Annotated in this window: 14 protein-coding genes; 4 read left to right on the top strand and 10 right to left on the bottom strand. The window is 35.1% G+C overall.

What is annotated here, in order from left to right:
* Nucleotides 1-2 precede the first annotated feature (2 nt).
* Nucleotides 3-515, top strand: a complete 513-nt coding sequence (locus tag VCM44_RS07835) for a hypothetical protein (RefSeq protein ID WP_334678468.1) — start codon at nucleotides 3-5, stop codon at nucleotides 513-515.
* Here the strand turns inward: VCM44_RS07835 and VCM44_RS07830 are convergent.
* From VCM44_RS07830 to VCM44_RS07820, 3 genes are all read right to left on the bottom strand, one after another.
* The gene (locus tag VCM44_RS07830; protein ID WP_115362950.1) at nucleotides 505-972 is read right to left on the bottom strand and encodes a hypothetical protein; all 468 of its coding nucleotides are present in this window, start codon (nucleotides 970-972) and stop codon (nucleotides 505-507) included. The two genes, VCM44_RS07835 and VCM44_RS07830, sit on opposite strands and share 11 nt — an antisense overlap.
* Nucleotides 973-1010: 38 nt before the next feature.
* Nucleotides 1011-1313 carry a c-type cytochrome gene (locus tag VCM44_RS07825; RefSeq protein WP_115362952.1) on the bottom strand — a complete coding sequence of 101 codons (303 nt, stop codon included), beginning with the start codon at nucleotides 1311-1313 and terminating at the stop codon, nucleotides 1011-1013.
* A 77-nt stretch (nucleotides 1314-1390) separates the two neighbouring features.
* Entirely contained in the window at nucleotides 1391-2005 is a 615-nt protein-coding gene (locus VCM44_RS07820) for a hypothetical protein (RefSeq protein ID WP_334678467.1), read from the bottom strand.
* A gap of 98 nt (nucleotides 2006-2103) precedes the next feature.
* Between VCM44_RS07820 and VCM44_RS07815 the strand changes: the two genes are divergently transcribed.
* From VCM44_RS07815 to VCM44_RS07805, 3 genes are all read left to right on the top strand, one after another.
* The gene (locus VCM44_RS07815) at nucleotides 2104-2796 is read left to right on the top strand and encodes a heparan-alpha-glucosaminide N-acetyltransferase (RefSeq protein WP_115362956.1); all 693 of its coding nucleotides are present in this window, start codon (nucleotides 2104-2106) and stop codon (nucleotides 2794-2796) included.
* A gap of 85 nt (nucleotides 2797-2881) precedes the next feature.
* Nucleotides 2882-4552 (top strand): cytochrome c biogenesis protein ResB, encoded by a 1671-nt coding sequence (locus VCM44_RS07810; RefSeq protein ID WP_334678466.1) that lies wholly within the window; start codon nucleotides 2882-2884, stop codon nucleotides 4550-4552.
* The gene (locus tag VCM44_RS07805) at nucleotides 4545-6059 is read left to right on the top strand and encodes a cytochrome c biogenesis protein (protein WP_115362960.1); all 1515 of its coding nucleotides are present in this window, start codon (nucleotides 4545-4547) and stop codon (nucleotides 6057-6059) included. The genes VCM44_RS07810 and VCM44_RS07805 overlap by 8 nt, the downstream gene beginning before the upstream one ends.
* 30 nt (nucleotides 6060-6089) lie before the next feature.
* On the opposite strand, the gene VCM44_RS07800 is transcribed toward VCM44_RS07805, so the two are convergent.
* From VCM44_RS07800 to VCM44_RS07770, 7 genes are all read right to left on the bottom strand, one after another.
* Nucleotides 6090-7307, bottom strand: coding sequence for a hypothetical protein (locus tag VCM44_RS07800; protein WP_115362962.1), 1218 nt, complete (start codon nucleotides 7305-7307; stop codon nucleotides 6090-6092).
* Nucleotides 7308-7418: 111 nt separating this feature from the next.
* Nucleotides 7419-9335, bottom strand: a complete 1917-nt coding sequence (locus VCM44_RS07795; RefSeq protein WP_334678465.1) for a hypothetical protein — start codon at nucleotides 9333-9335, stop codon at nucleotides 7419-7421.
* A gap of 90 nt (nucleotides 9336-9425) precedes the next feature.
* Nucleotides 9426-9845 (bottom strand): hypothetical protein, encoded by a 420-nt coding sequence (locus VCM44_RS07790; RefSeq protein ID WP_115362965.1) that lies wholly within the window; start codon nucleotides 9843-9845, stop codon nucleotides 9426-9428.
* Nucleotides 9846-9918: 73 nt separating this feature from the next.
* A complete protein-coding gene (locus VCM44_RS07785) occupies nucleotides 9919-10980 on the bottom strand; it encodes a hypothetical protein (RefSeq protein ID WP_334678464.1) in 1062 nt (353 codons plus the stop codon).
* Nucleotides 10981-10982: 2 nt separating this feature from the next.
* The gene (locus tag VCM44_RS07780; RefSeq protein ID WP_115362969.1) at nucleotides 10983-11882 is read right to left on the bottom strand and encodes a LysR family transcriptional regulator; all 900 of its coding nucleotides are present in this window, start codon (nucleotides 11880-11882) and stop codon (nucleotides 10983-10985) included.
* Nucleotides 11883-11969: 87 nt separating this feature from the next.
* On the bottom strand, nucleotides 11970-12485 hold the full coding sequence (locus tag VCM44_RS07775; RefSeq protein WP_334678463.1) for a hypothetical protein: 516 nt from the start codon (nucleotides 12483-12485) through the stop codon (nucleotides 11970-11972).
* 143 nt (nucleotides 12486-12628) lie between these two features.
* Nucleotides 12629-13105, bottom strand: coding sequence for a hypothetical protein (locus VCM44_RS07770; RefSeq protein ID WP_334678462.1), 477 nt, complete (start codon nucleotides 13103-13105; stop codon nucleotides 12629-12631).
* Nucleotides 13106-13167 lie beyond the last annotated feature (62 nt).

Below are 13167 nucleotides of genomic sequence, written 5' to 3'. Positions count from 1 at the left end.
TCATGAAAAAAGCATTAGTAATTGGAAGTTTCTTTGTTGCTGGGTTATTCATTATCTCTTCTTATCAAAATGAAGAATCAAATATTGTCACAAAGTCAAAAGTTCAAGCAGATAAAGCTATAACAAAAAACACACATAAGCATCACCATAATAAGAAAGTAAAGTCTCGCTCTATTGCATCTTTGGATACATCACTAAATAAGAATCCGCATAAAGTAGAAACGGAAACACCACAATTTGGACGAATAAAAAAAGAATTAACTGAATCTGATATTGAAGTTATCAACAAGGTTAAAAGCAATATCCCTGCCCTTGCAGATAGTGAATTTGAAATTGTAAAAAGGCTAAGAATCTCTAATAAGTCGATTTATATCGTTAATCAGACATTTAATGGATTACCGCAATCATTTACAGCACTAATTGATAACAAGAGTGGTCGAATTGAAAAGAGCTGGGGCAAAACACGATATGAAATGCCCCAAGCAACAAGACACTACCCAGCAACTACTTACTAACTTGCTTTACCCACTCAGTCGTATGACCGTTTAGGCCAAGCTTACGAGGAGTTTTATGGTAGCCGTGGCTTTCATTTAAAGAATATTGTCTGAAATTATCAATTGAACAATAATGAACAATCTCATCGACATTAAATTCTTTCGCGGCTTCTTCAAAGAAGTCCATTATTCTGTGAGAGTAACCACTCCCACTATGTTGCATTTTGATTGAAGTATTTTTACAAAGCAGTTTGCTATCTTCTTTCTTTACGAAAGCAGCTGCAATGATTTCATCTGATAGCTTTACTGAAAATAATTGCCAACCATCACTCATCTCTTTTTTAATATCATCAAGAGTCCACTTAAAATCTGGACTATCAGAGAATGCTTCAACATTGTAGTCATACACATCTTTTACATTCTTCTGAGATGTTACTGATTCAAATTTGAGATCGCCGACATTAATGGCCTTTACCATGATTCCTTCCTAGTAAAATTTAAATATAAAAATTGATCTTAAAGAGTTGAGATATACGCAGCAAGATCTTTGAAATCTGAGTCTTTCAGATTCTTAATAAATGGTAACATATCTGGGTTCTTTCTTTCACCTGTTTTAAATTGAACAAGTGACGAGTAAATATACCAATCATATTGGCCAGCAATACGTGGAGCCTTCATTGACTTCTTACCTTCACCATTTTCACCGTGACAAGAAACACAACGATTATATAATGTCTTACCATTAGCAGCGCTCTGTGCTTGAACACTATTCATTGAAAAAATACCAAGTGTGATAAGTGCTAGGGCCGTTAACTTCATTCTACTTCCTCTTTTATATACTCAAAAATTTTTAATATTTATTTACCTATAGCTATCTAATATTAACTGTTTATATATTACTGCGCAACCAATTTTATCTTTGTACTCTGATATGAGAAATTCAAATATCTAGCAATACTATCAAATAATACCTCTTTCAATTTATTGGCCTGCGGGCCACGAAGTCCACTAAATATGATTCTATCATCAAGGCAAACTTCATTCTCTTCTATGCTAAATAACTGAATTTCACCAATTTCAAACTGGTCTAAACAAGAATTAGTATTTTCAACAAAATTACTAACAGAATCAATTCTCTGTCTCAGTGAAAGACTTTCCCATTGCCTCATTTCAACCTTATTGCTCATCAATTGAGAATCAAAATAGTCCTTTTGGATGTCCAAGAGAATCATTTCAAACCACTTTTTTAGCTCTAAAACACCATCCCAGGCACTTTTTGTAGGATCATCACGCAAGAAGCTTTCTGCCTCGCGAAAACTCGCCATAAACAGTCCTCGAGGTCCAATTTTACTAATTATATTTAGAGCACTTACCACTAAAGCTTTTTTTGCCTCAGCATTCTCTTCTGTAGACATAAAGTGCTCGTCAAAGAATGTTGGTGATAAGTATTGCCCAAATTCACTTCCGGAATAGTTTTCTAAGAGAGAATGGGCCTGGTTAGATATATTCATTTTTATCTTTTTGTTAAAGTATGAGATCTGCAAATTATCAATAATGTTACATTTTGACCACTAGCTAGCGCAGCAATCTTTTATGTTATCATAATCACATGAGTGAAAATTCTAAACGCTTTCATTTAATTGATTTGATTCGCGGCATTGCCGTGATTCTAATGATTATATTCCACTTTACATATGATCTGGATATATTTGGATATGTTGATGTCGAGTTCTTTAGGCCTGGTTTCTGGTATTATCTACCAAGACTTATTGTTACTTTATTTATGTTTTCAGTAGGTGTCTCCATCTGTATGGCCCACCCCGGAAAAATACACATGAGATCCTACAATATCCGCCTTGCAAAAATTGGAATTGCGGCCTTAATCATAAGTATCTCAACTTACTTCATGTTTCCTAAGAATTGGATATACTTTGGAACTCTCCACTGCATATTCTTTGCGACTATTTTGATCACGCCACTACGCAATAGGCCATGGCTTAGTGCAACCCTTGCCGTCATAATCCTTATCCTTGAACAAACAAAGTATGCAATTCCTTTTCCACAAATGGATCATGCATCTCTAGATTATATTGCAATATTTCCATGGGTGGCCGTTTCACTACTTGGTATCACCTTTTTTCATCTCGGCCTACACCGTATTAACTACCCTCAACTTTATCCATTGAGAAAAATACAATTTCTTGGAAAGCATTCATTCCTTATTTACGTTACGCATCAAGTGATACTTTACTCAATTGTATATGTCGTATACCAGTTCACAAAATGGATCTCTCAATTGTAAGTTCTTTGTAAATTAAGCAAAATAAATGGCCTGACTTCAGGGAAAATGCTATTCAAAGTAGCAAAGAAGGAAAGGCCAAGTATCAATGATTACAGAAAAATTAACGAATAAGATAAATTATAAGTATCTTGAGCGCACAATCGGCTCAATGAAGTTTGCAGTTATTATTATCGCTTTATTTTCATTAGCAATGACTGTGGGAACATTTGTTGAAAGCTATTACGGAACTGACTTTGTAGGGCGCCTGATCTATAAGACTTGGTGGTTCATGGCCATCCAATTCTTCATGTGTCTGAGTATCCTATTTGCGGCCTTTGTAAGACTCCCTCCTAAAAAGCGTCTCTATGGATTTTATACAATTCACACAGGTCTAATCGTAATTGGAATAGGCTCATTCGTTACATATATCGCTGGTATTGACGGGACGATTCACCTTCGTCCAATGACTCCTTCAAGACAAGTTGTTTTAAATGAAGATGTAATCGAGATCACTCGCCCTGATGAAAATACAAGGGCCGTTCTTCCTCTTCCATATACAGCATTTGATAAGAATATTGATGTCAAATATAAAGACGTTGAAATTGGACGTTATATGCCATTTGCTGAAAAACAAATGGAGTGGCTACCAGCTCTTGATGAATCTGAAAATAGTGAGAATACTCATTCTTCAAGTTACATTATTTCAAACGATAACGTTGCTCAAGACTTCACACTAAGCCTTCATCCAGAAGCATATGACTTTGAAGCATCTCTATCGATGGGATTATTAAATATCACTTACCTACCAAAAACATTGGCACCATGTATTAGCCGCCCAGGAGTTAGCGGATTAATACTTTGGGATTCAAGAAATTCAAAATGTTTCACGGCCGAAGATAAGAATATAAAAGTCGAAAAAACAAGTTCAGATAAAAGATTCTTCGTTATTAAAGATGAAGGTAATGTATATTCATTTCTACCTGATTTAAGCCCCTGGGCCCTCGACAGTAATTTAAAACCAGTCATGAATGCTCCTATTCGTGTTTTCTCGATGAATCTATTTAAAGAGAAACCGAACCTCTTTCTATTTGGTCGCCAGGCTTCATTCTGGGACAAGTACGAAGAAAAATGGGTTAGCCAAGAATTCGATAACAATGGTGAGATGACTCTACCTTGGATGGGCTTCACATTAAAGCTAATACGCCATGAAGATAATCTTGTACCGACAATGGTACCCCACTCGACATTACCAATTCAGCAAAATGGTTCTCTTGTAAAAGGAGCCACTAGAGCGGCCAGAGTAAAAGTTAGAGACAAAGAGTACTGGCTAACTGATGATAAGCCCGTAACAGTTCTAATTGATGGTGTTAAAACAAATATCTTTTTAACAAAGCGATCATTTATGCTTCCATTTGAGTTTACGTTAACTCGTTTCAAAATGGATAAAGACCCAGGGACGAATCGTCCTGCAAGTTATGAGAGTTTTGTAAACCTATTCACAAACGGAAATACAACCCCATATCATGTCTATATGAATAATCCATTAAAATATGATGGATTCACATTCTACCAAGCTTCATATTCACAAGATCCACAAACTGGTCAATATAGTTCAACTCTTTCAGTGAACTTAGACCAAGGACGTTGGATTAAGTATCTTGGTTCACTTCTTCTTGTTTTTGGTTGTTCTTGGCATTATTACCTAAATTATAGGCCAAAGAAGAAGAATAAGGACCTACTTGGACTTGATGAAGAAACAGGAGACCTAAATGCTTAAACTACTACTAAGCTTTTTTGTACTAACAAACGTTTATGCAAATGTTAATTTTTGCCAAAGTGAACTTGAAAAAATGCCAATTAGGCAGGACGGAAGAGTTAAGCCTTTAACGGTTCATGCTAAAGAAGTTATTGATCACTTAACGGGCAAGAAGAAAGCTAAAGGATACACAAGTGTAGAGACTTTCTGCCATTTAAGTGCGAAAGCATTTGGACTTGAAGTACCATTTAAGCTTAAAACAAAAATTGAGCATAAAGACACGAAAAAACTTTTAGATAGCGATGGAGAGATGGGATTTGATGAACTCATCACTCATAGCACGACAATTAGAATGGCATACCAAAAAGAAAAGGTAGAGTCAGGTTATAAGAAAGAGCTAAACAAGTTACTAAACAAAATTGGCCTCTATAATGACATTGTCGGGGGAACAAATTGGCAACTCCCAGTGAAAGTAGGTGCAGAAATAAATTGGACACCTCTTACTGACTTTCTAACTAAAGAAAAGATTGATGCCATAGCACAAACTTCTAGTACACCATTTAAGGACGCATTTGCTCAAGCAAAGAAAGACTATGTGAACCTAAAAGGTGACAAGTACATGGTTGAGTATACTTTTGATAAAATGCAGTTAACAAAGATTGCATTTGCTTTAACACTTATCGCTCTTGCGGCACTCGTTTTATTTAAAAAGTTTGGCGTGGCCTTAAGTCTTGCTGCTGTAACTATTATTGTTCAAACAATTTACTTAAGCCTAAGAGTTTATATTTCTGGACGTGCACCGATTACTAATATGTACGAAACAGTTATCTTCTCGGGCTATGGTGGGCTACTTCTTTCAATGATCATCGGGCACCTTAAAAAAGAAAAAACATATTTATATATGGGGCTTGCTTATAATCTATGTACGCTTATGATGATCACATTTGCGACGAATATGGTTTCACCATCGATTAGTCCACTTGTACCAGTACTAAGAGACAATTTCTGGTTAAGTACACACGTTACAACTATTATTATGTCTTACGGGGCACTAGCATTAAGTTGGATTCTGGCCAATACAATTCTATTTAGAAAGGCTTTTGGTGAGTTTTCTTCAAAAGATGAAACTTATTACAATGACTTAATTTACACAACACTTAAGTATGGTGTGATCATGTTAGCAGCAGGAATTATTCTCGGTGGTGTATGGGCCGATTATTCTTGGGGACGTTTTTGGGGCTGGGACCCTAAGGAGACATGGTCACTAATCGTTCTGTGTATTTATATGGCAATACTTCATGGAAAATACACAAACTGGATTAATAATAATCGCTTTGGAACTCTCGTAGCAGGAGCGTTTATGAGTGTTATGATGGCGTGGTTTGGTGTTAACTATATCCTAGCAACAGGCCTTCATTCATATGGATTCTCTCAAGGAGGAGCTTACTTCCTTGGAACATTCTTTACAATTCAGACATTAATTTTAATTTTTACTAATATAAAGATTCACTCGAATAAATCAGCATAAGAAAAGGCCCACAAAGTGGGCCTTTATTTTTTATAAACTAGATGAAAATGGATTGATGTATTGAGACTTTAATTCTTCTTTCATAAATGCATTATCATTCATTTCAAAGTAACCAACTAAAGCACCTTCAGTGATTTGTTGAGTCTTATAGTAAGACTTAATAAATGCATCCACATTATCCTTAATAATGGCCGGTAATGGAACAAAGCTAAGTCCAAGTCCAGCAAGCGTTAGAACAGCTCTAAGTCTTTTCACACGCCCAGGTCTATCATATGAGTAGGCAACAGCTGGAGACCTATCAAAAGTATGATTTCCATCGAATAGATTCACAATTACACGCTCACCATCAAGAGTTACTTCTTGAAAGCTGTAATTTAATCTCTCACCTACTTCTGAGTATTTTGAATTATATTGTCTGAAACGGTTTGTTGCCATTCTAAACTGTGAATAAAAGTTTGAAGTACCATATCTTGGCCAGTTAAGCTTAGCACTACTTGACTCCCAAAATGCGATCCAATCGATTCGAGACTCATAAATTGAAGAATAAATCAGATCAACTTCTTCCTTAGTTAGTCCTAGTGCACTTGCATCAGCAAATTCTAAGTAATGAAGCATTAAGTTTTGATGGTAGTGTCTTCTTGTACGAAAAAGCTTTTCTGCTTCAGTAATTACATAAAAAGCAGTATTAAGCGCAGGAACACTAGATAGTCTCTTTCTGGCTTGATTTAAGGCCCATGAAACAACTTTATAAGTTACATTCTTACGATAGAAGAATGTAGAATTATCTGGCTTAGCAATAATTGTTGGATCAATGTAATAAAATGCATCCTTAAGCTTTGCTTGGAATTCTTCCATTAATTCTTTAAATTTTGGGTTTGCAAAAATTTCTTGAAAATTGATTCCTTCAAATGCTCTCATTGAGCGTACAACTCTCTTTACATTCTTTTGAGTTTGAAAATCATTTCCTAGAAAACCATTACCCGTTACAAATAGTCCTTCGACTTCTGCTTCATAATTTCCAGTAAGACCAGATTGTGCCATTAAGGCCTGTTCGTTAAGAATAGAGTTCTTAACGTAATCAATATAGTCTTGAAAACGAAATTTTTTGCGTATCGAAAGATCCCTTACGGCAACGATCTTACCTTGGTCATCTCTTTCAAATGAAAATCTGTCATGAAACTTTTGCAGATTTGCTGCTAGAACATTACTAGATAAAAATAGCATCAATGCTAATATTAGATTTCTCATTATCTTCCTCCATGAAAATATCCTTTTATTTTAAAGGCACTCGGAAAATAAATCATAAGATGTAAGAAAAGAAGAGAATGTTTCTAAATTAGTATAGTAATAAGGAAGGTTTTATTTTTTACTGGCAGTATCTTCAAGGCTTTGCATAAGTTTTTCATCTTCTGTTAGCTCTTTTTCTTTTGTTTCTTGAGCAGATGATTTCTCCCCATCTGATTCGCTATCGGCAGATGCTGCCGCCTCAGCTTCTAAGCGGGCCTTCTCTTTTTCTTCAATAAATCGCTTATTTGCCTCTTGTTGCTCTTGAGCTTCTTTTTCTCTTTCGTCTTTTTTGTGTTGAGTATAAACATCATTTACAAATTGACGAAGACGCATTTTTTCTTTTTCACCAATTGCATGAATTAACCCATGATACTTATAGGTATCACCTTCTTTAACGCTCAGTTTTCCTTCTTGAGGGACAATCTTAACGGCGAAGTTAAAAGGATGAGTTAAATAATAATTTCCATATCCAATTTCTTCTTTAGTAGTAAAAAAACAAGTGGATTCTGATATCTCTACCAGGCTCGCATCACGAATAATAAGCGCATGGCTCATTTCATCTTTTTTACTAACAAAGTATTTTGGTGGATCAAAGTATGTCTTATTAACTTTTGCATACTTCATAGGATCTTTCTTTCTTAATGCCGCAATTTTAGCATTAATATCTTGCTCTTCTTTTTGAAGTCTTTTCTCTTCTAATTGATGAATCATTTGCGCCAAGACGTTCATACCAATTTTATTCGGGTTTACTAGAGCATATTGATATGAGTACTTATCTTGAAATGATTTAGATGTATACTTTGTACAATTTAAAATAATTAAGTAAGGAGCATCGGCACCAAAGCTTTTTAATCTTGTAATTAATTCTGAAAAGATAGCATCTTGCCTTCTCTGGAAAGCCTCAAGCTTTTTAGCGGACTCAGAAAGACCTTCGACATCAACAGTCTTACCAGGCTCGTCTAAACTAAGAGGGTTACTATTTTTCTTTTTATCGTCTTCATCTTCTGTATCGACAAATGTATCTTCATTAAACGTTGGAAAAGAGTAAACGATAATATCAGGCATTATACGCGTTATATTTTTAAATTCAGAATCAAACTTTTCATTTATTCTAAATACAAAATCATAAGTATCTGGATGCTTCTTATTGTCTTCAAAATAACTCATATCAGGATCAACCATAAGAAGCTTGGTTCTTTTTCTTGATCCATAAGAGGCATTTTCATTTACCCATTTCTTTAGGCTCTTACCAAGTTTTAATTTCTTATTGAGCTCATCCTCACTGAGGTCTTCGACATTTAAGCTGAAGCTTCCATCTTCTTTCTTTGCTGGATCGACATATAAATACTCTAGATCAAGCCAGTATCTAGAACCATAGTAGATATCTTCACTACCAGATTTTAAAACAGTAAAATACTTCGTTGCCATATGATCTGAAGGTAGATGATGTTCCACTTCGATGAGCTTTCCTGATTCAATCTTATTTGCCGTTTCAACGTGCATTGAACTAAGGCCATAATAGCCAACTCGAGCAATTTCTTTCAATTTAATTGGAGCAGGCTTTTCCAAGGCACCCATGGCAAACTCTTCAGACTCTGCTATTTCTGGAAACTTAAACATAAAAGGGTGATACACAATATCGTGAGTTTCAACACCTTTAACAAATACAAAATCAAGATGATCTGATATGAGATTCATAACTTCTTTAACATTAGTTACGAGAGCAACAACTGGAACCATTGAAAAGAAATTGATTTTTTTTAAGAGCCTAGCAAGATCTATACTTGCCTTGTCATTTTCTTTGATATCAATATAGACGACATTTGGAGCAAATTTGAAAAGTTCATAAATTGAGTGATTAACATTACTTTCATCGACTTTTAGATCGATAAAATCAAATTGCTCTTTGTGGTAAGTATTGATAAATCGCTTCTTTAGGTCATCCCAGTAACCTAAATCATGGCCAAAGTAAGCGATTTTTTTAGACATTTATAACTCCAACAAAGACTTATTTAGTCTATTTTAGCATAAATTCATTTATCTATGTTAAATATTTGAAATTGTTGAAAGTTAAATTACCTACACTTCAAAGTCGTCATAATCCTGACCATAATACTCGTCAAATTCCTTAGTAAAGAACCTACGAACAAAGTATTGGCCAACACGAATTGTTGAGATAAAGCCAAAATTTTCCAGCTTCAATATTGACTGGTGAATTTCATCAAGTGAAATATTTAGCTTTTCAACAACTTCAGACATAGACATAAGTTGTGAGATACCATGAAGACGATATGGATTAGTCTTTGACCAAACCTTGCGGTACAGGTACATGAGGATCACAATCTCAACTCGTGATAAACGGTAATTTACAAGAATATCGTCAAAGAAAACTTCTGGAATATCAGAAAACGTAGGAACAGGAAACGAATTCGCATCAAGCTTCGTCTCATTTACATCTCGATTCTTATGAGTTGCAATAATTGAATGAATGTCAACCATATTACCCCCACCGAAGTATTTTCCTTCTTCTATTATCTCATATATTAAGATTGAAAATCTAGTGGTATCTTATTTAGGCAAAAAGTGCCGAAGCCTTAGACGAATAGCTCTTAAATGTACTAATTCGTTCATCTTTTGACCTGGCAGAATCTAAGCTCTTATCTAGTTCAACTTTTAAGTCATAATACTTAAAACGATCATCCACTTTAATTTTAGATAGGGCCTCTAAGAATTCAAGAGCATCCTTATCTAAGATGGCCTTCTTTAAGCGGCAGAGATTTGCATAACGAGACCTTTTCATAGAAAGAAATTTAAATGGCCCTTCTTCTACTAAGCCTAAGTCAAAAAGCAGAACCTCTTCATAAGAGTTTGTCTCTGATAGCAACGATTGATTTTTAAAGTCTTTAATTGGCACAAGCTCACTAACAAGAGCGATATTGTAAGTAAAAACAATTTTGACGAGATTATCGACAAAAGTCGCTGATGACTTACACTTTCTTATCTCATACTCAAAATAATATTGCGTAAGTTTTGATAGATTAAAGCGTTTATATGAATCACTTAATTGTAATTTAAAACCAGTGTTTACACTGAAACGAATTGCACGAAGAAGCCTTACTGGATCTTTAAAGAAATCATCATTTATATGTGAACATACCTTATTTGAAATTTCATCAAGGCCATTATACGGATCCACGATCGTTGCGCTTAATTCCTCTCCTAAATTAAACTCTAGTCCAATAGCATTAATACGAAGGTCACGTCTTTTAAAAGATTCAAGATAACTTAGTGTTGAATCAAAATGAGGTGTAAAATTCTTATGAGATAGTCCACCATCAAACTCTTCAGTTCGAGGTGAAGACAATTCAATTTCATATTCAGGAAGTTTTATTCTAATGACACCCATGCCGATATACTCGGCCGAAGGAAAGCTAGATTTCAAGAAATCAATCCACTCCTCACCTTGCATATTATTAATATGTCTTATTTCAAAATCAAAATCGAGACTCTCCTTACCAATGGCCCAGTCTCTAACAAAACCACCTACTAAGCAGAAGCGAAAACCTTTGCGATAATTCTCTTTAATGAATTCTCTTATTGATGCTGGAATATTATTAACATCAAATTCTTTCATGATTAAAGAAATGGATTCTGTTCTTTTGTTAGCATCTCTATTGTCTTTCTGATTCTAACAAGGTCCGTAGCATCCTTGTGATATACAATATAGAAACGGTCATGGGACACTTCAAAGGCCTTCCCCAATGTTTCGATATCATCTTTATAATGCCAACGCTTTAGAACATGATTTGGAACCACAGCAACTCCTAGTCCATTTTTTACGGCCTGGAGCATATTTCCATGTGAGTTAACAGAAAAACGAGTATTTACTTTCTTAGGTTTTTTTCCATACTTAGCAAGACACCAATTTTGATAGAGCTTATCACCTTGTTCAAATAAGACAGTAGGCATTCTAGTAAGCTCTTCTAGTGACGTGTTCTTTGTAATATTAAAAGGATTTCCCTTTGGAAAAACTAGAGTTACGGCCTCTTCACTTAGAAGAAGTTTTTCACCAGACTTCGGTACGGCCCCTTCAGGAAGAACTAGGAAGTCGATCTTATTTTCTTCAAAACTTCTAATTAAGTCTTCTTGGAACCCAAGAGAAATATGAATTGAAAGTCCATCTTCTTTAAGTGCAAAGTTCAGTAATTCTTGAGCAAGCCAAGACTTACCAACACCTGTTAAGGTACCAATGCGAATACGTCCTTTCATTTCGTCTTTGTTATCTTTAATTTCAGTTAAGGCCTCATCCATTTCACCCAGAAAGTTTTGAGCAAGCTCATAGAGTCTCTCCCCTTCTTGAGTAAGAACGACTTTCTTTCCTGTTCTTTTAAAGGCCTTCACACCAATTTTATTCTCTAAATTCTTAACAGATTGAGAAATTGCTGATTGCGTTACATTCAAGTCCTCTGCTGCGCGAGAAAAGCTTTCAGCACGAGCTACGGCCACTAAAGTTTGTAATTGACTAGTTTCAAGCATAATTTAACCTTATCTTAAGTATAAGTTGAAGCTTATACCAAAACGCGAGTTTTGTAAACAAAATCTCTGTCTCCATAATGTAAATATCTAATAATTGAAAGTTACACCGATTGCGTGATTGGTAATTACAGGTGTAATGAGATTCATGAAGGATATTTGAAAGTCCTTCGACTTGTAAAGACTTATATTGGCCTCTACTCCTGCAATAGGAACAAAGTAGAACGAGCCAATTCTTGAAAAATAGGCACCTTCACTAAAATCAAAACCATCTTCATCAAAGTGATAGAAACCGACAGTAGCATTAAATTCAAGATAACGATTGCGATAGAGATTATAACTTTGTGTCACTCCCCAAATAGGTTCACAATACGAATTCTCACCTACAAGTAGTCCAGTGGACCAGTCATAGTCATAATTGATTCGTAGTGAATGGAGCTCATTATAAATAACGCCGCTGCCTTGAGATAACTCATTACACAGAGGCCTAGCATTAGCACCTGTTGGACGCTGGATATGAGGTGTGATGCCACCAAATATGTAGGTCATATCTAAGGCGCTAGCATTTAGGCTTGCAAGAATGAGTGTAGCGATAAGTTTCTTCACACTTCTATAGTTGCAATCTAAGTGCCAGAAATTTAACGGATTTATAACTAGATAGGTAGTCTACACAATGGGCACTGTTCAATAATTAGGCAAACGAAGGACCTTGTGGTGACAGAATACAAATTCGGCCACCTAGCAATTACCTACTCAACGTAAAGAGCATCTATTTTACATTTATACTTTTTAGATAATCCAAAAAGGCCACCACCGCTGAGCTTATATTTTACTTCAATAATATTATCTATTGATTGAGCAAACTCATTTCGAATTCTTATACACTCATTACGAACCTGCGAATACTTACCTTTAAGCTTCTTTTTAAATTCTTTGTTCACAAGTATATATGAGTAACTATTTAAATAAATGACAGTTACACATGTCGTATAAAAGTGCAGATTTCCTCCGGCCATTGTCGAATTTCGATTAACTGAAGTGTGAGCAAATAATCCATCAATATTCATTGCTTCTAATTTATTATCAAGAATCTCTCCTCTTCTATAACAAAGATTTGCCTCTTCTTGTGTGTGAATTGTCTCATAGTGATAAGTCATGGATTGAATGTCACTTGAAGCTAGAACTGATTGAATAAATAGTAGTAAGAATAAAATAATTTTTTTCATAGATACCCCTTATTAATGAACTCATCATCTGAGTTTTGTTACTTAATTTCTTGGGGATGGAT

It is taken from the genome of Halobacteriovorax sp. DPLXC-1, assembly GCF_036903125.1.
GTDB lineage: Bacteria > Bdellovibrionota > Bacteriovoracia > Bacteriovoracales > Bacteriovoracaceae > Halobacteriovorax_A > Halobacteriovorax_A vibrionivorans.
This window is presented reverse-complemented; position numbering and strand designations above follow the sequence as displayed.

Coding starts and splice junctions, on each gene's coding strand:
- VCM44_RS07835 (WP_334678468.1), top strand. CDS start 3: ATGAAAAAAGCATTAGTAATTGGAAGTTTCTTTGTTGCTGGGTTATTC.
- VCM44_RS07830 (WP_115362950.1), bottom strand. CDS start 972: ATGGTAAAGGCCATTAATGTCGGCGATCTCAAATTTGAATCAGTAACA.
- VCM44_RS07825 (WP_115362952.1), bottom strand. CDS start 1,313: ATGAAGTTAACGGCCCTAGCACTTATCACACTTGGTATTTTTTCAATG.
- VCM44_RS07820 (WP_334678467.1), bottom strand. CDS start 2,005: ATGAATATATCTAACCAGGCCCATTCTCTCTTAGAAAACTATTCCGGA.
- VCM44_RS07815 (WP_115362956.1), top strand. CDS start 2,104: ATGAGTGAAAATTCTAAACGCTTTCATTTAATTGATTTGATTCGCGGC.
- VCM44_RS07810 (WP_334678466.1), top strand. CDS start 2,882: ATGATTACAGAAAAATTAACGAATAAGATAAATTATAAGTATCTTGAG.
- VCM44_RS07805 (WP_115362960.1), top strand. CDS start 4,545: ATGCTTAAACTACTACTAAGCTTTTTTGTACTAACAAACGTTTATGCA.
- VCM44_RS07800 (WP_115362962.1), bottom strand. CDS start 7,307: ATGAGAAATCTAATATTAGCATTGATGCTATTTTTATCTAGTAATGTT.
- VCM44_RS07795 (WP_334678465.1), bottom strand. CDS start 9,335: ATGTCTAAAAAAATCGCTTACTTTGGCCATGATTTAGGTTACTGGGAT.
- VCM44_RS07790 (WP_115362965.1), bottom strand. CDS start 9,845: ATGGTTGACATTCATTCAATTATTGCAACTCATAAGAATCGAGATGTA.
- VCM44_RS07785 (WP_334678464.1), bottom strand. CDS start 10,980: ATGAAAGAATTTGATGTTAATAATATTCCAGCATCAATAAGAGAATTC.
- VCM44_RS07780 (WP_115362969.1), bottom strand. CDS start 11,882: ATGCTTGAAACTAGTCAATTACAAACTTTAGTGGCCGTAGCTCGTGCT.
- VCM44_RS07770 (WP_334678462.1), bottom strand. CDS start 13,105: ATGAAAAAAATTATTTTATTCTTACTACTATTTATTCAATCAGTTCTA.